General features: G+C 68.3%; 15 protein-coding genes. 1 reads left to right on the top strand and 14 read right to left on the bottom strand.

The features are described from left to right. The 14 genes from pheT to O9Y01_RS01465 all read right to left on the bottom strand — a co-directional run bounded on the left by pheT (position 1) and on the right by O9Y01_RS01465 (position 17,645). The gene (gene pheT, locus O9Y01_RS01400) at positions 1-2,436 is read right to left on the bottom strand and encodes a phenylalanine--tRNA ligase subunit beta (protein ID WP_269629693.1); all 2,436 of its coding nucleotides are present in this window, start codon (positions 2,434-2,436) and stop codon (positions 1-3) included. A 62-nt stretch (positions 2,437-2,498) separates the two neighbouring features. Next, positions 2,499-3,542, bottom strand: coding sequence for a phenylalanine--tRNA ligase subunit alpha (gene pheS / locus O9Y01_RS01405; RefSeq protein WP_269629694.1), 1,044 nt, complete (start codon positions 3,540-3,542; stop codon positions 2,499-2,501). A 131-nt stretch (positions 3,543-3,673) separates the two neighbouring features. Then, entirely contained in the window at positions 3,674-4,030 is a 357-nt protein-coding gene (gene rplT / locus O9Y01_RS01410) for a 50S ribosomal protein L20 (protein ID WP_058934277.1), read from the bottom strand. 24 nt (positions 4,031-4,054) lie between these two features. After that, positions 4,055-4,258 (bottom strand): 50S ribosomal protein L35, encoded by a 204-nt coding sequence (gene rpmI, locus O9Y01_RS01415; RefSeq protein WP_183104755.1) that lies wholly within the window; start codon positions 4,256-4,258, stop codon positions 4,055-4,057. Between the two features lie 313 nt (positions 4,259-4,571). Further along, a complete protein-coding gene (gene infC / locus O9Y01_RS01420; protein WP_269630523.1) occupies positions 4,572-5,117 on the bottom strand; it encodes a translation initiation factor IF-3 in 546 nt (181 codons plus the stop codon). 71 nt (positions 5,118-5,188) lie between these two features. Next, positions 5,189-7,096, bottom strand: a complete 1,908-nt coding sequence (thrS, locus tag O9Y01_RS01425; protein WP_269629696.1) for a threonine--tRNA ligase — start codon at positions 7,094-7,096, stop codon at positions 5,189-5,191. 269 nt (positions 7,097-7,365) lie between these two features. Beyond that, positions 7,366-7,923, bottom strand: coding sequence for a glycine zipper 2TM domain-containing protein (locus O9Y01_RS01430; protein ID WP_269629697.1), 558 nt, complete (start codon positions 7,921-7,923; stop codon positions 7,366-7,368). A 94-nt stretch (positions 7,924-8,017) separates the two neighbouring features. Next, positions 8,018-9,103 carry a patatin-like phospholipase family protein gene (locus O9Y01_RS01435; RefSeq protein ID WP_269629698.1) on the bottom strand — a complete coding sequence of 362 codons (1,086 nt, stop codon included), beginning with the start codon at positions 9,101-9,103 and terminating at the stop codon, positions 8,018-8,020. A gap of 37 nt (positions 9,104-9,140) precedes the next feature. After that, a complete protein-coding gene (locus O9Y01_RS01440) occupies positions 9,141-11,339 on the bottom strand; it encodes a TonB-dependent receptor plug domain-containing protein (RefSeq protein ID WP_269629699.1) in 2,199 nt (732 codons plus the stop codon). 148 nt (positions 11,340-11,487) lie between these two features. After that, entirely contained in the window at positions 11,488-13,818 is a 2,331-nt protein-coding gene (locus O9Y01_RS01445) for a Tex family protein (protein WP_269629700.1), read from the bottom strand. Between the two features lie 84 nt (positions 13,819-13,902). Beyond that, entirely contained in the window at positions 13,903-15,183 is a 1,281-nt protein-coding gene (locus O9Y01_RS01450) for an NAD(P)/FAD-dependent oxidoreductase (RefSeq protein ID WP_269629701.1), read from the bottom strand. A gap of 68 nt (positions 15,184-15,251) precedes the next feature. Continuing rightward, entirely contained in the window at positions 15,252-16,148 is an 897-nt protein-coding gene (locus tag O9Y01_RS01455) for an SDR family oxidoreductase (RefSeq protein ID WP_269629702.1), read from the bottom strand. A 4-nt stretch (positions 16,149-16,152) separates the two neighbouring features. After that, entirely contained in the window at positions 16,153-16,629 is a 477-nt protein-coding gene (locus O9Y01_RS01460; RefSeq protein ID WP_269629703.1) for a GNAT family N-acetyltransferase, read from the bottom strand. After that, positions 16,629-17,645 (bottom strand): NADP-dependent oxidoreductase, encoded by a 1,017-nt coding sequence (locus tag O9Y01_RS01465; protein WP_269629704.1) that lies wholly within the window; start codon positions 17,643-17,645, stop codon positions 16,629-16,631. Before O9Y01_RS01465 ends, O9Y01_RS01460 begins: the two co-directional genes overlap by 1 nt. 242 nt (positions 17,646-17,887) lie before the next feature. On the opposite strand from O9Y01_RS01465, the gene O9Y01_RS01470 reads away from it, so the two are divergent. Further along, positions 17,888-19,483 (top strand): methyl-accepting chemotaxis protein, encoded by a 1,596-nt coding sequence (locus O9Y01_RS01470; RefSeq protein ID WP_269629705.1) that lies wholly within the window; start codon positions 17,888-17,890, stop codon positions 19,481-19,483. The last annotated feature ends 97 nt before the right edge of the window (positions 19,484-19,580 follow it).

Raw genomic sequence — 19,580 nt, forward strand, 5'->3', positions numbered from 1 at the left:
TCAGGCGCGCAGACGCGCGCCCAGCTTTTCACCCAGGGCCGACAGCACCGTGGCCACGGCCTGCTCGATGCGTTCGTCCGTCAGCGTGGCTTCTTCGTCCAGCAGCTCCAGCCGGATGGCCATGCTGCGTTCGCCTTCCTTCAGCTCGCCACTGGGCTGGGCAGGCTTGAAGATATCGAACAGACGCGCCGAGCGTACCAGGGCATCCCCGGCCGTGCCGATGGTTTGCATCAAGGATTCGTGTGTGACGGTATCCGAGACGATCACCGCGATGTCGCGCAGCACCGCCTGCTGGCGCGGCACGCCCTGCCCCACCGGCAAGCTGCGGGCCAGCACGGCGTCCAGCTCCAGCTCGAAGAGCACCGGCGCGCCCGCGCCCTGGGGCAATTCGTAGGCCTGGCGCCACTTGGGATGCAGCTCGCCGATCACGCCGATGGGCTGGCCATCCAGCTCCACACGGGCGCTGCGGCCCGGGTGCAGGGCCGGGTGCCCAGCCGCCACGAAGCGCAACTGGCGAGGGGCGAACAGGGCTTCCAGATCGCCCTTGACGTCGAAGAAGTCCACGGCGCGATCGCGCTGGCTCCATTGCTGCTGGTCCGCCGGGCCGAAGGCCAGGCCACCCAGGCGCATGGGCTGGGCGATGCCGGCCACGCTGGCGGCACCGGTCTGCACCGAGGCGTCGCGCAGGAAGACGCGGCCGATCTCGAACACGCGCACGCGGCTGGCCTTGCGGGCCAGGTTGTGGCGCAGCACATTGAGCAGGCTGCCCATCAGGCTGGTGCGCATCACCGAGAGCTGGCTGGTGATGGGGTTGAGCAGGCGGATGGGGTTCTCCTCACCGGCCAGCTCACGCTCCCAGCGCTCCTCCACGAAGCTGAAGTTGATGGTCTCGAAGTAGTCGCGCGCGGCCACGGCATGGCGCAAGGCATGCACGCCGCGGCGCGATTCCGAGCGCGTCTTGGCCACCACGGGCGCCAGCGGCGGCGTGGCCGGCAGCTTGCCGTAGCCCAGCACGCGGATGACTTCCTCGATCAGGTCTTCCTCGATGCTGATGTCGAAGCGCCAGCTGGGCGGCGTCACCGTCAGGGTGCCTTCACCTTCGCTGAAAGGCAGGCCCAGGCGGCGGAACACGCCCGCACATTCGTCCTGCGTCACGGGCATGCCGATCACCTTGGCGGCACGGGCCACGCGCAGGGTCACGGGCTTCGGCGCGGGCATGTTGACGCGCTGGTCCACCAGCGGGCCGGCCTCGCCGCCGCAGATCTCCAGCACCAGCTGGGTGATGCGCTCGATGTGCTCGGCAATGCTCTCAGGGTCCACGCCGCGCTCGAAGCGGTGGCCGGCGTCCGTGCTGAAGTTGTAGCGGCGGCCGCGGCCCATGACGGCCTCGGGCCACCAGAAGGCGGCCTCGATGTAGACGTTGCGGGTGTCGTCGGAGACGGCGGTGTGGTCACCGCCCATGATGCCGGCCAGGGACTCGACCTGGCTGGCGTCGGCGATCACGCCCACCTTCTCGTCCAGCTCGACGGTGTTGCCGTTCAGCAGCTTCAGCTGCTCACCCGCCTTGGCCCAGCGCACGATGAGCTCGCGGTCGATCTTGTCGAGGTCGAAGATGTGCGAGGGGCGGCCCAGCTCGAACATCACGTAGTTGGAGATGTCAACCAGGGCCGAGACGGAGCGCTGGCCGCAGCGGGCCAGGCGCTGGACCATCCAGGCCGGCGTCTGGGCCTTGTGGTTGACGTTGCGCACCACGCGGCCGGCGAAGCGGCCGCAGAGATCCGGCGCTTCCACGCGCACGGGCACGGTCTGGTCGACCACCGGCTTCACCGGCGTGATGGCCGGCAGGGTCAGCGGTGCGCCGGTCAGCGCAGCCACCTCGCGGGCCACGCCCAGCACCGAGAGGCCGTGGCCGAGATTGGGCGTGAGCTTCAGCGTGAAGAGGGTGTCGTCCAGGTTCAGGAACTCGCGGATGTTCTGGCCCACGGGCGCATCCAGCGGCAGCTCCAGCAGGCCGCCGTGGTCCTCGCTGAGCTTGAGCTCGCGGGCGGAGCACAGCATGCCGAAGCTCTCGACGCCGCGCAGCTTGCCCACCTTGATCAGGAAGGGCTTGCCGTCCTCACCCGGGGGCAGCTCGGCGCCCACGGTGGCCAGGGGCACCTTGATGCCGGCGCGCGCATTGGGCGCGCCGCAGACGATCTGCAGCGGCTCGCCGTTGTTGAAGGCCGGGCCGGCATTGACCTTGCAGACGCGCAACTTGTCAGCGTTAGGGTGCTGCTCGGCCTCCAGGATCTCGGCGACCACGATCCCGCTGAAGGGCGGCGCGGCCGGGCTCAGCTCTTCGACTTCCATGCCGGACATGGTCAGCAGCGAAGCCAGCTCTTGGGTGTTCAGGGGCGGATTGCAGAAGGCCCGCAGCCAGGACTCAGGGAATTGCATGGGATTCTCGTCAGCGTGTTCGGTGGTGTTCTTGCGATGCTCGCGATCAGGGCAAGCGGGGCTTACTTGAACTGGCTCAGGAAGCGCAGGTCGCCCTCGAAGAACAGGCGCAGGTCATTGACGCCGTAGCGCAGCATGGCCAGGCGGTCGATGCCGGAGCCGAAGGCGAAGCCGATGTAGCGTTCCGGGTCCAGGCCCATGTTGCGGATCACCTGCGGATGCACCTGGCCGGCGCCGGAGACCTCCAGCCAGCGGCCCTTGAGCGGGCCGGTCTCGAACATGATGTCGATCTCGGCGCTGGGCTCGGTGAAGGGGAAGTAGCTGGGACGGAAGCGCAGCTGCAGCGCATCCGTCTCGAAGAAGGCGGTGATGAAGTTCAGGTAGACCGACTTCAGATCCTTGAAGCTGATGTTCTCGCCGACCCACAGGCCTTCGACCTGGTGGAACATGGGCGAGTGCGTGGCGTCGCTGTCCACGCGGTAGGTGCGGCCCGGGGCGATCACGCGGATTTCCGGCATGGTGTCCTGGCCGGCATAGCGCTTGGCATGGGCCTGCGCGTAGCGGATCTGCATGGGGCTGGTGTGCGGGCGCAGGTTGAACCAGCGGCCGCCCTCGTCCTTCATGTCCACGTAGAAGGTGTCCTGCATGGAGCGCGCAGGATGGTTCTCGGGATTGTTCAGCGAGGAGAAGCTGAACCAGTCGGTCTCGATCTCGGGGCCGTCGGCCACGTCGAAGCCCATGGAGCCGAAGATGGCCTCGATGCGCTCCATCGCACGCGTGATGGGATGCAGGCCACCGGTGCCGCGCTGGCGGCCGGGCAGGCTGACGTCCAGGGCTTCGGCCTTGAGCTGCTTCTCGAGCTCGGCGTCGGCGAGCGCCTGGCGGCGGGCGTTCAGCGCCGCCTCGATGCCCTGCTTGAGCTGGTTGATCTCGGCGCCGCGGGTCTTCTTCTCCTCGACCGGCAGCGCGGCCAGGCCCTTCATCAGCTCGGTCACCTGGCCGGACTTGCCCAGGAATCGCGCCTTGGCGTTCTCCAGGTCGGCAGGGGTGGAGGCCTGGGCAAATTCAGCCTGGGCGCTTTGCAGCAATTGGGCGAGATCGTTCATCGCAGCGGCGGACTCGTAAGCAGGAAAGCAATAAGAAAAGGCCGAACACCAGGGTGTCGGCCTTCAAGGGGTGCGCACCCCGGCCTTGCAGCCGGGGCCGCCCTGATGCGGCTTGCACCGCATCGGGACATTTAGGCGAGAGCGGCCTTCACCTTGGCGAAGATGCTGGCAAAGCCAGCCGGATCGTTGACGGCCAGATCAGCCAGGACCTTGCGGTCGATGTCGATCTGGGCCTTCTTCAGGCCAGCCACGAACTTGCTGTAGCTCAGACCCAGGCCACGGCTTGCTGCGTTGATACGAGCAATCCACAGCTGGCGGAACACGCGCTTCTTGGCACGGCGGTCACGGTAGGCGTACTGGCCTGCCTTCATCACCGCCTGCTTGGCGATGCGGAAGACATTCTTACGACGACCACGGAAGCCCTTGGCCAGAGCCAGGACCTTCTTGTGACGAGCACGTGCGGTAACACCACGTTTGACGCGAGGCATGTTGTATCTCCTTAAATCGTGGGATTACAGACCGGCATAGGGCAGCATCGCAGCGATGTGACCCATGTTGGTTTCATGCACGTTCACGGCACCGCGGAGCTGGCGCTTGTTCTTCGTGGTCTTCTTGGTCAGGATGTGGCGCTTGTAGGCCTGACCGCGCTTGACGGTACCACCCGGACGGACGCGGAAACGCTTCTTCGCGCCGCTCTTGGTCTTCATTTTGGGCATGACTGCTCCTTTTAAATGCGTCCCCTGGGGCGGTTGCGGGACTCGCAACACTTGCCAGCCTCAGGGAGACTAATAAGCCCGCCGACGACCAGATCGACGGGCCTGAACCAGTTGTCGGCAAAGCACCGACCACGATGTCGCCCAGAGGGCGACCAAAACCTTCGACAGCGCAGCCTTTCGGGCCGTCCGCCGGGCCGCCCCCAAGGACGGCCTCTTGCAATCAAAACCGGGCCAGCGCCCGGTTTTGATTGCACCCCCGAATTTTCAAACTTCAGGGGGTGGGCCCGCGTACCCGCGGGCCCGGGGGCAAACATCAGCGCTTCTTCGGAGCAAGCACCATGATCATCTGCCGCCCTTCCAGCTTGGGCATGTGCTCGACGACCGCCACATCCGCCAGCTCGTCACGGATGCGCTCCAGCAGCCGCATGCCGATGTCCTGGTGGGTGATTTCGCGACCGCGATAGCGCAGCGTCACCTTGCCCTTGTCACCATCCTCAGCGATGAAGCGGCGCAGATTGCGCATCTTGATCTGGTAGTCGCCTTCGTCCGTGCCCGGGCGGAACTTGACTTCCTTGACCTCGATGACCTTCTGCTTGGCCTTGGCCTCGGCCGCGCGCTTCTGCTCCAGATACTTGAACTTGCCGTAGTCCATCAGCCGGCAGACCGGCGGATTGGCAGTGGCGGAGATCTCGACGAGATCCACATCCATGTCGCCCGCCATACGCAGGGCTTCCTGGATGCTCACGACACCGATGGGTTCGTTCTCCGGGCCGTTCAGACGGACCTCGGGAGCAAGGATTTCGCGGTTCAGCCGATGCTTACGCTCGGGAATCGCACGACGGTCAGCAAAAGTAGCGATGGTGCCACCCTTTCAATGAGCCCAAGGCATGGGGCCCGGCAATAAGCAAAAGCGCGCCCAACTCCAACCACTCAGGCCTTGTTGGTGATGTCCGCCGCCAGCCTCTCACTGAAGCTGGCCAGCGACATCACACCCAGATCCTGGTTGCCACGGGCGCGCACCGCAACGGCTCCGTTTGCCTTCTCCTTGTCACCGACGACAAGGATGTACGGAACCTTCTGCAAGGAATGCTCGCGGATTTTATACGTGATCTTTTCGTTGCGCAAATCTGCGGCCACCCTAAGCCCTTGTTTTTGCAGCGATTTCACGATATCAGCCACGTAATCGGCCTGGGCGTCCGTGATATTGGCCACCACGACCTGGGTCGGGGCCAGCCAGACGGGCAGCGCGCCGGCGTGCTGCTCGATGAGAATGCCGATGAATCGCTCCAGGCTGCCCACGATGGCCCGGTGCAGCATGATGGGGCGCTGGCGGCTGCCGTCCTCGGCCACGAACTCGGCGTCCAGGCGCTCGGGCATGTTGGGATCGACCTGGATGGTGCCGCACTGCCACTGGCGGCCCAGGGCGTCCTTGAGCGTGTACTCGATCTTGGGGCCGTAGAAGGCGCCCTCGCCAGGCAGGTACTCGAACTCGCAGCCCGAGGCGCGCAGGCCCTCGGCCAGGGCGGCCTCGGCCTTGTCCCAGCTCTCTTCCGTGCCGATGCGCTGCTCGGGGCGCGTGGACAGCTTGTAGAGGATTTCCGTGAAGCCGAAGTCCTTGTAGACCTTCTGCAGCAGGGTCGTGAAGGCCGTGACCTCGGCCTGGATCATGTCTTCCGTGCAGAAGATGTGGCCGTCATCCTGCGTGAAGCCGCGCACGCGCATGATGCCGTGCAGGCCGCCCGTGGGCTCGTTGCGGTGGCACTGGCCAAACTCGCCAAAGCGCAGCGGCAGGTCGCGGTAGCTCTTGATGCCCTGCTTGAAGATCAGGATGTGGCCGGGGCAGTTCATCGGCTTGAGCGCGTAGTCGCGCTTCTCCGATTCCGTCGTGAACATGTTCTCGCGGTACTTGTCCCAGTGGCCGGTCTTCTCCCACAGCGACTTGTCGATGATCTGCGGGCCCTTGACCTCCAGGTAGCCGTTCTCGCGGTAGACGCGGCGCATGTACTGCTCCACCTCCTGCCAGACCGTCCAGCCCTTGGGATGCCAGAAGACCACGCCAGGAGCGTGCTCGTCGATGTGGAAGAGGTCCAGGTCCTTGCCCAGGCGGCGGTGGTCGCGCTTCTCGGCTTCCTCCAGCAGGGTGAGGTACTTCTGCAGGTCGTCCTTGGAGGCCCAGGCCGTTCCGTAGATGCGCTGCAGCTGCTCGTTGCGGTGGTCGCCGCGCCAGTAGGCACCTGCCACCTTCATCAGCTTGAAGTGCTTGAGCTTGCCCGTGGAGGGCACGTGCGGGCCGCGGCAGAGGTCGGTGAACGCGCCCTCGGCGTAGAGGGACACGTCCTCGCCCTGCGGGATCGATTCGATGATCTCGGCCTTGTAGGCCTCGCCGATGCTCTTGAAGTAGGACACCGCCTCGTCGCGCGGCAGCACCGAGCGCGTGACCTTCTCGTCCTTCTTCGCCAGCTCGTTCATCTTGGACTCGATGGCCGCCAGATCCTCGGGCGTGAAGGGACGCTTGTAGCTGAAGTCGTAGTAGAAGCCGTTCTCGATGACCGGGCCGATGGTGACCTGCGCCTCGGGGAAGAGCTCCTTGACCGCGTAGGCCAGCAGGTGGGCCGTGGAATGGCGGATGACCTCCAGGCCATCGGCGTCCTTGTCGGTGACGATGGCCAGCTGGGCGTCGGCCTCGATCAGGTGACTGGTGTCGACCAGCTTGCCATCGACCTTGCCGGCCAGCGCGGCCTTGGCCAGGCCGGCGCCGATGGAAGCGGCCACCTCGGCCACAGTGACGGCCTGCGGGAATTCGCGCTTGGAACCGTCAGGCAGTTGGATGGAAATCATGGGGTGCTCCGAATCGCAAGGGCCTCGCCGTTCGTGCGCCATGGCAGCTGGAACGAAGCCCGGAAATGAAAAAGCGCGGCCTGGTGCCGCGCTTTGTTCGGGAGGCATCACCGGATCAGGGTGACGGGGGTGATGCCCAAAGACGAGACGTGCCGCGGCCGACTATGCTCCGGTGGAGGTCGTAGTTCGCGGTGTCATAACCATCTCGCCTTTCTCAGCCCTTGTTGGTCAAAGAGGCCCCGATTGTAGCCACAACGCCTGGCAGAGGCTCAATAGCGCTGCAGCCGGCCGTCGACGATGCGCACGCGGTCACCGCTGCACAGGCCGTCCAGGCGCTCGAAATCGAAGGCCTGCTCGCCTCCGCGTTCCAGGCGCACCCAGACTCGGTAGCGCGAGCCGCCGCCCCGGTTGCCGTCACGCTCGATCTCATTGCCGATCACGGCCCCCACGACCGCGCCGATGGCCGTGCCCACGCCGCGGTCGCGGCGGTCGCTCATCTCATGACCGATGACGCCGCCGATGACACCCCCCGCCACGGCACCCGCACCGGAGCTGCCGCGATCGCCGCCACGGCCGTAGGCCTCGATGCGCCCCACGGTCCCGTACAGCACCCGGTCGCTGCCGTAGCGGCTGGGCGGCGGGGTGTAGCGGCGGTCGTCGTAACGGCGGCCCTCGTAGCGTCCGGCGTCGTAGCCGCGGTTGTCGCCGTAGACCTGCCCATCGTCCCAGTCGCGACGGCGCTCATGGGCGCAGCCGGCGAGCGTCAGCACGGACATAGCCGACAGCGCCAGCGAGAGTGACCAGGAACGGGCCTTGGAGGACAGCATGGGCGTACCCATCGTGAAGTCAGGACAGCCCTCCAACGCATGAGACCCGCCTTTGGTTGATCGGCGCGGAAGGCTCATGCGCTTTGTTACACGCTCACAGCGGCAGCGCCTGGATCGTGTCCTGCCGGCAGGCCTCGGCGAATGCGTCCCGCAGGCGCTGGCTTTCGTCGATGGCGCGGCGCCACGCGGCAGCGCGAGCGGCCACATCGTCCCCATAGCGCTGGAAATCGGCCCGGTCGGGCAATTTGCTGTTGGGCAGGGTGCGCACCCAGTCGGGGTGCGGGGCCAGCAGCACCACGTTGTCCAGGAAGGCGGTGGGGCGGTGGCGGTGCTTGAGTGCCTTGTCCAGCCAGCCCGGCACCACCTCGCGCTGGAAGTGCGGGTACAGCACAACGCCCTCCCCCACCATCGCGGCGTAGTTGAGGTGCAGGTGGTAGTCGGTGATGCCGCCGTCCCAGTAGGCGCCAGCCGGCGCCCCGGCGATGTCGTGCACCGCCTGCAGCCAGAAGGGGATCGAGCAGCTGGCCAGCAGCGCCGCCTGCAGATTGCGGGCGTTCAGGCCGACCTGGCGGCTGCGGTAGTCGCGCAGGTCCATGGGCAGGGGCGAGCGCAGGTCCGAGAACACCACACGCTCCAGCCAGCGGCCCATGGCTCGGCGCGACAGCGCATTGGCTGCAAAGGCCGCGGCATAGCCCACCGGCGTGCGCCAGCGGTGCTCGCGCGCGAGCAGGCCCTGCCCGCGCGAGGTGAAGAGATGCAGACGCCAGCGGGGGTGGCTCAGCACCTGAGCCTCCCGGCCGCCGAAGACCTCGTGCAGCTTCTGCCCGAATCCCCGCGAGACCACCGCCGCCGTGGGGGACTTGCCCGGCGCGCTTTCGTACTGCTGGTGGATGTATTCCTCGGCCAGGCGCTGGAACTCCGGCACGGCCTCCGCGGGCCGGTGCGCCAGGCAGGCCGTCGCCATGCGCCAGGCGCCGATGGAGGCGCCCAGCAGGTGCACCTCCTGGCGGCTGGCGGCCAGCCAGTCGCCGAAGATGTACTGGTCCAGCGGGTTGAGGATCAGCCCCTTGGGACCGCCCGCCGCCGCCGGGATGACCTGGACATCCTCCGGCCGCAGCCCCTGCTGCGCCAAACGGGCGCGGGCCCGAGGGCCCGCGAAGATCTGCAATGCTTTCGTCATGGTCGCGATTAGAACCGCTGACGAAAACCCGAGCGGATCAGAGCTTCATTTCGAGACCGACGTTGAAGTTGGTCCGGCCCTGCCGATCGCTGCGGCTGCCGTAGCCGCTGCTGAGCGTCGTGCTGTTCCAACTGTCGACCGGCACGAAGTTGTTGGCCGCAATGCGCAGCGAGGTCGTGCGGTTGAAGGCCCACTGCGCGAACACGTCCAGCGAGCGGCTGCGGGACTGCTCCACGCCCTGGCTGGCCGTCTGCCGCGTGGCGTAGCCGGGCGTGTAGGCCAGGCTGGCACCGGTGGTCAGCGGCAGGCTGCTGAAGCGGTAGTCGAAGCCCAGGTTGGCGGACCAGGGCTGCTGGCCTTCCAGGCGGTTGTTGGGCCCTTCGACGGCCTCGACCTTGGAGCGGTAGATGTTCAGCGCACTGCGCAGGTTCAGCGGCAGCTTGGCGTCGAACAGGGCCGGCAGCAGCTCGCCGGCACGACCCTTGAGCTCCAGCTCCAGGCCGCTGCTCTGGGCCTTGGAGATGTTCACGGGCTGCGAGATCCAGCGCGGCACACCGGCCCAGCTGACGGACTGCAGCGAGACGACGTTGCGGATCAGGTCCTTCACCTCGCGGTGGAAGACACCGATGCTCAGCATGCCGCCGCCGGTGAAGTACTTCTCGTAGGCCAGGTCCAGGCCGGTGGCCAGCTCAGGCTTGAGCAGCGGGTTGCCCAGGCGGTCCGGCGAGAGCTCGGTGTTGGGCTTGCTGACGTCCGGGAACAGCCCGCTGATGCCCGGGCGGGCCAGCATGGCGTTGAGCTCGGGCGCCTTGTAGCTGCGGGTCAGGCTGGCGCGGATGAGGTCGCGCCCCTTGGGGTCCAGCTTGTAGTTGAGATGCCAGAGGGGCGTCAGCACCGAGCTGCTGTTGCGGATGGTCTCGGCCAGGCCGCGACTCTCGGTGACGATGCGCTCGTTGCGCAGCCCCAGGTAGGTGGACCACTGCGGCGACAGCTCCCATTCGTCCTGGATGAACAGGGCCTGGCGCTGGATGCGGGCGCCGAAGGGCTGGCCGTCGAAGTCGGGCAGCTGCGGGTGGCCCAGCTCGACGACGGTGCGCTCCTCGTCACGGCGGCGCCATTCCAGGTCCCAGCCCAGGGTCAGGCTGTGGGCATCGCCGATCAGCTGGCCGAACTTGCCGGCCTGCGTCACGCTGCGGTCCTCGTTGGAGCCGGTGGTGAGGCGGCGCTCGGCGTTGTCGCGGTAGGTCTGGCTGCGGAAGGTGCCGCCGGAGTCCCCGCCACCCAGCTTGAGCTCCAGCTTCTGCGTGTCATTGAAACGGCGCGACCACTGCGAGTTCAGGCGGATGTTGTGCCAGGTGCCCTTGTTCAGCGCGTCGTCGTCCAGCACCGCATTGGCCGTGGCCGATTCAGTGATGAAGGTCTGGCGGTTGTTCCAGAACCCCTTCTGGATGAAGGCCTGCAGGCTGGCGTTCTCCTCATCGGAGATCTTCCAGTTGATGCGCGGCGCGGTGTTGAAGCCATGGCCCCAGAAGGCCTGCTCGTTGTCCTGCAGCGAGTCCGAGCTGAGGCCGTCGGCACCGGGCATGTGGCGCGCATTGCGGGCATCGTTCTGGCCGCGCCACTCGAAGAGCGACACCGGCAGCGAATACGCAAAGCCGCCCTGGCGCGAGCCATACGTGAAGTTGGCGCCCGGCGTGGGGCGCACGGCGCTGTAGCCGAAGCCCACGCGCAGGTCCTTTTGCGTGACCTTGGGGGCTTCCTTCAGGATGATGTTGATGGCGCCGGCCACGGCCTGCGCGCTCTGGTCGGCGGTGGGGCCCTTGGTGACCTCGATGCGCTCCACCTGGGCCGGATTCAGCTGGGTGAAGTCGAAGCCCGGGGGCGCGGGATCGCCATTGATCAGGATGAGCGTGTAGCCCGCACCCAGGCCGCGCATGCGGGGACCGCCGCCCTGCATGTCCACGCCGGGCAGGCGCTTGAGGACGTCGGCGAGGTTGTTGTCCCCGTACTTGTCCATCTCCTCGCGGCCGTAGATCTGCTTGGCCACAGGCGCGCGGCGACGCAGCTCGGTGTCACTTTGCGGGCGGGCGGTGATCTCGACCCGCTCCAGCTTGTTGCCCTGCTGGGGGCGACCCTGGGGATCGGCTCCCTGGGGCATCTCCTGGGCCAGCGCGGGCAGGGTCGCCAGGGAGACAAGGGCAAGCGCCGCAGCGGCGGCAATGGGGTGAAGGCGCACGGAAACTCCTGAACTTCGTCCTGTTCTTCGGACTGGGGCGCACGATAGCGGCAGCGGCGCGCGCTGTCAGCACCGCTGCGACCAGCGGCGGTTTCAGCGTCGCCACTGGTCAGTGCCTGCGCCGAACTGCAGGATCCGGCGCCTGGCGTCAGCGCTTGCCCTGCAGCTTGGCGAAGGCGGCCGCCATGGCGTTGCCGGCCGGTGCGGCGGGCGTGGCTGCGCGGCCGGGGCGCTCGTTGCGCGCGGCGGGGCGGAAGCTGTTGTCCGCCTTGGCTGCGCCGCGTGGCGCCGCGGCGTCCAGCTTCATCGTCAGGGAGATGCGCTTGCGGGCCAGGTCGACCTCCAGCACCTTGACCTTGACGATGTCGCCCGTCTTGACCACCTCGCGGGCGTCGTTGACGAACTTGTTGGACAGCTGGCTCACGTGCACCAGGCCGTCCTGGTGCACGCCCAGGTCCACGAAGGCGCCGAACTGCGCCACGTTGGAGACCGTGCCCTCGAGGATCATGCCCTCGGCCAGGTCCTTGATGTCCTCGACGCCCTCGTTGAAGCGGGCCACCTTGAAGTCGGGGCGCGGATCGCGTCCCGGCTTCTCCAGCTCGGCCAGGATGTCCTTGACCGTGATGGCGCCGAAGCGCTCGTCGGCAAAGGCCTCGGGCTTCAGGCTGCGGATCACGTCGGCCTTGCCCATGACTTCCGTGATGGGGCGACCGACCTGGCCCAGGATGCGCTGCACCACCGGGTAGGTCTCGGGGTGGACGCCGGAGAGGTCCAGCGGGTTTTCGCCATCGCGGATGCGCAGGAAGCCCGCGGCCTGCTCGAAGGTCTTGGGCCCGAGGCCCGTGACGTCCAGCAGCTGCTGACGGTTGCGGAAGGCCCCGTTGGCGTCACGCCAGCGCACGATGGAACCCGCCACCGTGGCCGACAGGCCCGACACGCGCGACAGCAGCGGCGCCGAGGCCGTGTTGAGGTCCACGCCCACGGAGTTCACGCAGTCCTCGACGACCGCGTCCAGCGTGCGCGCCAGCTCGCTCTGGTTGACGTCGTGCTGGTACTGGCCCACGCCGATGCTCTTGGGGTCGATCTTCACCAGCTCGGCCAGCGGATCCTGCAGGCGGCGGGCAATGGACACCGCGCCGCGCAGGCTCACGTCCAGCTCCGGCAATTCCTTGGAGGCGAACTCGGAGGCCGAGTAGACCGAGGCGCCGGCCTCGCTCACCACGACCTTCTCGATGTGGGTGCCGGGGGCCAGCTGCTGGATGCGCTTGATGAGGTCGGCGGCCAGCTTGTCGGTCTCGCGCGAGGCCGTGCCGTTGCCGATGGCGATCAGGTTCACACCGTGCGTCGCGCACAGGCGGCCCAGGGTGTGGATGGAGCCTTCCCAGTCCTTGCGCGGCTCGTGCGGGTAGACGGTGGAGGTGTCCAGCACGCGGCCGGTGTCACTCACCACGGCCACCTTCACGCCGGTGCGGATGCCCGGGTCCAGGCCCATCACCACGCGCTTGCCGGCCGGCGCGGCCAGCAGGAGGTCGCGCAGGTTCTCGGCGAAGACCTTGATGGCCACGCGCTCGGCCTCCTCGCGCAGGCGGGAGAAGAGGTCGCGCTCCAGGCTCATGGAGAGCTTGACCTTCCAGGTCCAGGCCACGGTCTTGCGGATCAGCTCGTCAGACGCACGTTTGCCATGGCTCCAGCCCAGGTGGCGGGCGATGCGGCCCTCGGCCAGCGAGGGCTGGCCCGGCAGGATCTCTTCGTCGAGCACCAGCTTGGCATCGAGGAACTCCTGCGTGCGACCGCGGAACACGGCCAGCGCGCGGTGCGAGGGCACGGTCTTGATGGGCTCGGCGTAGTCGAAGTAGTCGCGGAACTTGGCGACGTCGGCGTTGTTCTCGTCCTTGCCGTCCATCAGCTTCGACTTGAACAGGCCCTCCTCCCACAGCCACTCGCGCAGCTTGCCGATCAGCACGGCGTCCTCGGCCCAGCGCTCGGAGAGCAGGTCCCGCACGCCGTCCAGCACCGCGTAGGCGTCGGCAAAGCCGGCGTCGGGGTTGAGGAAGGCCTGCGCCTCGGCCTGCGGGTCCAGGGAGGGATCGGCGAAGAGCTTGTCGGCCAGAGGCTCGAGGCCGGCCTCGCGGGCGATCATGCCCTTGGTGCGGCGCTTCTGCTTGTAGGGCAGGTAGAGGTCTTCCAGCTCCTGCTTGGTCGGGGCGGCCTCGATGGCAGCGCGCAGCTCTGGGCTGAGCTTGCCCTGCTCCTCGATGCTCTTGAGCACCGCGGCGCGGCGGTCCGCCAGCTCGCGCAGATAGCCCAGGCGGGACTCCAGCTCGCGCAGCTGGGTGTCGTCCAGCCCGTCGGTGACTTCCTTGCGGTAGCGGGCGATGAAGGGCACGGTGGCCCCGCCATCAAGCAGCTCCACGGCCGCGTTGACCTGGGCCGGGCGCACATTCAGCTCGGCGGCAATCTGAAGCAGGATCTTGTCCAAGACGTCTGGAGAGGGAAATGCTGAAAGCGCGCGAGTGTGCCACAGGCCCCGCGCGGGCGCGTTTCCGCTGGTTTCAGTGCCGCGTCAGGCCTGGCGCTTCGCGTAGGCTGCCGCGCCCTCGCCCGCCACCCAGCCGCTGGCCATGCTGGCCGTCAGCAGGTAGCCGCCGGTGGGCGCCTCCCAGTCCAGCATTTCGCCTGCGCAGAAGATGCCGGGGCGCTGGCGCAGCATCAGGTGCTCGTCCAGGCATTCCAGGCGCACGCCGCCGGCCGTGCTGATGGCCTCGGCCACGGGGCGCGCAGCGGCCAGGCGCAGCGGCAGGCGCTTGAGGGTGCGGGCCAGGCGCTCGGCGTCCTGGACCTCGGCCTTGTCCAGCACCTCGTACAGCAGCGCCGCCTTGAGACCCTCGATGCCCAGGCGGCTCTTGAGGTGCGTGGAAAGCGAGCGCGGGCCGCGCGGCCGGCGCACCTCGGCCAGCACCTGGGCCTCGTCATGGTTGGGCAGCAGGTCCAGGTGCAGCAGGGCCTCGCCGAACTCGGCGATCTCGTCGCGCAGCAGGGCCGAAGCCGCGTAGACCAGGGAGCCCTCGATGCCGCGGGCCGTGACCACGAATTCACCCTGGCGCTCGAAGCGGCGGCCGCTGCGGCCCTCGAAGACGAGCCGCACCGGCTTGACCGGCTGACCCGCCCAGCGCTCGACGAAGAAGGCGGACCAGCCCGCCTCGGCCACACCCTCGCGGCGCGGGCCCAGGTCGAAGCCGCAGTTGGCGGCGCGCAGCGGGGCGATCTCGGCCCCCGCCTCGGCCAGCGGGCCCTGCCAGGCCCCGTTGGAGCCCAGCTGCGGCCAGGACGCGCCGCCCAGAGCCAGCACCAGCGCCGCGGGCGCTGGCACGGTGTGCTCGCCCTCGGGCGCGGCAAAGCGCAGCGCGCCGTCCGCCGCCCAGCCCAGCCAGCGATGGCGCATGTGGAAGCGCACGCCTGCGGCGCGCAGGCGCTGCAGCCAGGCGCGCAGCAGGGGCGCGGCCTTCATGTCGGTCGGGAAGACGCGGCCCGAGCTGCCCACGAAGGTCTCGATGCCCAGGCCCGCGGCCCACTGGCGCAGGCCCGGTCCGTCGAGGCGGTCCAGCCAGGGCCGCAGGGCCTGCGCGCGCTCGGCGAAGCGCTGCTCGAAGGCCTCGCGCCCCTCGGAGTGCGTGAGGTTGAGCCCGCCCTTGCCGGCCAGCAGGAACTTGCGGCCCACGGAGGGCATGGCGTCGTAGAGGTCGACACGCAGGCCCGCCGCGGCCAGGCGCTCGGCCGCCATCAGGCCCGCGGGACCTCCGCCGATGACCAGGGCTTGTGCAGGGAGGGAGGCGTTGGACGACATGGCAGGACTTCAGCGGGCGGGGCCGGCAGTGTGCCAGAAGTGGCCAGGCACCCCACTCCCGCCCTGCTTCAGGCCTTGCGCAGGGCCGCCACCAGCTGCTCGCGCAGCGCCGGCTTGTCCGCGAAGGGGTCGGTGGGATTGCGCTGCTGCAGCACGTCTTCCAGGCGCGTCTGCACCCCGCCCAGCACCTGCGGGTGGCTGAAGACGTAGAAGCGGCTCTCGTCCATGGCCTGGAAGACCAGGGCCGCCACGTCGGCCGCGGTGATCTTGCCGGCGTTCACCGCCTTGTCGGTCATGGCCTGGGAGACCAGCTGGCTCTTGCTGGGCTTGTCCATGGGATGGTCCGGCGTGCGGTTGCGGTGGCTCTGGGAGATGCCGGTGGGCACGAAGTAGGGGCACAGCACCGAGCAGCGGATCTGGTCGGTGACGAGGGTCAGGTCTTGATAGAGCGTCTCGCTGAGGCTCACCACCGCGTGCTTGCTGACGTTGTAGACACCCATGTTCGGCGGGTTGAGCATGCCAGCCATGGAGGCGGTGTTGACGATGTGGCCTTCCCACGATGGGTCGGCCTCGGCCGCGGCCAGCATCATGGGCGTGAACAGGCGCACGCCATGCACGACGCCCATCAGGTTGACGCCCAGCACCCATTCCCAGTCGGAGAGGCTGTTCTCCCAGATCAGCCCGCCCGAGCCCACGCCGGCGTTGTTGAAGACGAAGTGCGGGGCGCCAAAGCGCGCCTTCACGGCTTCGGCCAGGGCCTCCATCTGGTCCGCCTTGGCCACGTCCACCTGGCGCAGCAGCAGCGGATGGGCGCCGAACTCCTCCTGGAGCCGGGCCTTGGCGTCGGCCTGCACATCGCAGAGCACGAGGTTCATGCCGCGCTGCGCGGCCAGGCGGGCGACCTCCAGGCCGAAGCCCGAGGCGGCGCCGGTGATCACGGCCGTGCGGCCCTGGAACTGCTTCATCGTTTCACTCCGCGGGTGCCGGGTCGCGGCACATGTCGATATGGGGAATGCCGTCTTCGTCATAGACCGGGGAGACGGCGCGGAAGCCCAGGCTGGCGTAGAAGTCCTGCAGATGGGCCTGGGCGCTGAGCTCCTGCCCGACGCCCGGCCAGCGCTGCTCGCACTCGCGCAGGGCCTGGCGCACCAGCGGCCGGCCCTGCCCCTGGCCGCGCAGGGCCGGCGAGGTCAGCACACGGCCGATGGCGGCGCGCTGCTGCTGCGGCCCCTTCAGCCCCGGCGGCAGCAGGCGGGCGTAGGCCAGCAGGCGCCCGGTGGCGTCCCGGCCCATGACGTGCAGGCAGTCGCGGTCGCGGCCGTCGGTGTCCTGGTAGAGGCAGCGCTGCTCGACGACGAAGACCTCGTTGCGCAGCGCCAGCATCTCGTACACACCCTCGGCGTCCAGGGCCTGCAGGGGCAGGCAGGACCAGAAGAGCGGGCCCATCAGACGAGCTTCACCAGCTGCTTGCCGAAGTTGCGGCCCTTGAGCAGGCCCAGGAAGGCCTCGGGCGCGGCAGCCAGGCCGTCGGCAATGGATTCCCGGTACTTGAGCTTGCCGGTGGCGACCATCATGCCCAGCTCCTTCAGGGCCTCGGGCCACAGCTGCATGTGCTCGGAGACGATGAAGCCCTCGATCTTCATGCGGTTCACCAGGATCAGCTGGGGCGCCATCATCGGGATGGGTTCGCCGTTGTAGCCGGAAATCATGCCGCACATGGCGATGCGGCTGAAGGCGTTGGCGCGCATCATCACGGCGTCCAGGATCATGCCGCCCACGTTCTCGAAGTGGCCGTCGATGCCTTGCGGGCAGGCCTGCTTGAGGGCCGCCAGGAGCGACTTCAGCTCGCGGTGCTCCTTGTAGTCGATGCAGGCGTCGAAGCCCAGTTCCTCGACGACATAGCGGCACTTGTCCGGGCCGCCGGCAATGCCCACGGCGCGCGCACCACGGGCCTTGGCCAGCTGGCCCACGGCGCCACCCACGGCGCCGCTGGCGGCGCTCACCACCACGGTCTCGCCGGCCTTGGGATTGATGATCTGGGTCAGGCCGTACCAGGCCGTCACGCCGGGCATGCCCACGGCGCCCAGGTAGGCGGCCAGCGGAATGTGGGTGGTGTCGACCTTCTGCAGCACGCCGCGCTGGCTGGCGTCGACCAGCTGGTACTCCTGCCAGCCGCCCATGCCCACGACCTGGTCCCCCGCCTTGAAGGCCGGGTTGCGGGACTCCACCACCTCGCCCACGGTGCCGCCCATCATGACCTGGTCCAGGGGCTGCGGGTCGGCGTAGCTCTTGGCGTCGCTCATGCGGCCGCGCATATAGGGGTCGAGGCTCAGGTAGTGGTTGCGGACCAGCACCTGGCCGTCCTGCACGGCGGGCAGCGAGGCCTCGACCAGGCGGAAGTTGTCGACCGTCGGCTCGCCCGTGGGACGGGACACCAGATGGATTTGGCGGTTGATGCTCATGGCTTCCTCTTTGCAGCTAGCGGTGTCGGTTGGACGGGCCCGGTTCAGGCCCTCATGACAGAGATTGAATCATGGCCCATTCGTGACACTCGTCTCAGTGGCGACAAAAACGAACGGTCGTTCGCCTCTATTCGCAGGAAGCTTGCTTGCAATGGATTCCAGCCATCAGGGAAAGTACTGAGAGAACAAAGCGCCGGGCCCATGCGACAGGGGTCGCACGGGGCGTCAGCGCTGGAGAGACCATGCAATTCACGAATTTCAAGATCGGCACCCGCCTTCTGGGTGCCATGCTGGCCATGGCCCTGCTCGCCGTGGTGGTGGGCCTCGTCGGGCTGCGCGCCCTGGGCACGGTGGCCGAGAACGGCCGGACCATGTACACGCAGGAGCTGATGGCCATCTCCAGCATCAAGGACGCCAACAAGGACCTGGTCCTGCTCGCCCGGGACGTGCGCAACGTGCTGCTGGCCCCCACGCCCGAGAAGCGCGAGGCGGCCCGCCAGACGGTGAAGGCCAACGTCCGGGCCATGAAGGCCGACCTCGACAAGGCGCTGCCGCATTACGTCACCGAGCGCGGCCAGGCCGAGATCGCCCGGCTGAAGGCCCTGATGCAGCCCTGGGAGGCCGCCCTGGCCACCCTGGAAGGCAAGCTGGCCGAGGGTGCGGATCCGGAAGCGGCCCAGCAGTACCTGTACGAGACCTATGTGCCCACCTTCAACGCCGTCGACGACCAGCTCAAGCTGCTCAGCCGTCTCAAGGAGGACTACGCCGACCAGCTGGCCCGGCAGGGCATGGCCGACTATGCCCGCAGCCGCAACATCATCGCCGTGCTGATCGTCCTGAGCCTGGGCGGTGCCGTGCTGCTGGCCCTCCTGCTGGCCGGCCAGGTGAGCCGCGGGCTGCAGCGGGCGGTGGTCGCGGCCCGTGCCATGAGCGAGGGCGACATGACCGTGCGCCTGGACGCCCAGGGCCGGGACGAGGTCGCCCAGCTCACCGCGGCCCTGGAGGACATGCGCAGCAAGCTGCTGGGCGTCGTGCATACCGTGCGAGCCAACGCCGAGAGCGTGGCCACCGGCAGCTCCCAGATCGCCTCGGGCAACTCCGACCTCAGCCAGCGCACCGAAGAACAGGCCAGCGCCCTGCAGCAGACGGCCGCCACCATGGACCAGCTCGGCTCCACCGTGCGCCTCAACGCCGACAGCGCGCAGCAGGCCAACCAGCTGGCCGTCAATGCCTCCGAGGTGGCGCAGCGGGGCGGCGGCGTGGTGTCCGAGGTGGTGGAGACCATGAAGGGCATCCACGAGAGCTCGCGCCGCATCGCCGACATCATCGGCGTGATCGACGGCATCGCCTTCCAGACCAACATCCTCGCCCTGAACGCGGCGGTGGAGGCCGCCCGGGCCGGCGAGCAGGGCCGCGGCTTCGCGGTGGTGGCGGGCGAGGTGCGCACCCTGGCCCAGCGCAGCGCCGAGGCGGCGCGGGAGATCAAGTCCCTGATCACGACCAGCGTGGAGCGCGTCGAGCACGGCACGCAGCTGGTGGACCACGCCGGATCGACCATGGGCGAGGTGGTCCAGGCCATCAGCCGCGTCACCGACATCGTGGGCGAAATCAGTGCCGCCAGCCGCGAGCAGAGCACGGGCATCAGCCAGGTCAGCGAGGCGGTGACGCAGATGGACCGGGTCACCCAGCAGAACGCGGCCCTGGTCGAGCAGAGCGCCGCGGCCGCGGAGAGCCTGCGCGGCCAGTCGGCCCAGCTGCTGGACGTGGTGGCCTTCTTCCGGCTGCAGGCCGGCGGTGCCGGAACGCGGGCCGCGAGCCACCGGGCCGCTCACGAATGAACGGGGGCGCTTCGGCACGGGCCTCCCCACGCAACGTCCCCGCCCTCGGGCGGGCCGCGCAGGCCCGCCCGAGGGGGATTTGAATCGTGAACAAGTC

Origin of the sequence: Pelomonas sp. BJYL3 (assembly GCF_027257975.1) — a bacterium.
GTDB classification, from domain to species: Bacteria; Pseudomonadota; Gammaproteobacteria; order Burkholderiales; family Burkholderiaceae_C; genus Roseateles_B; species Roseateles_B flavus.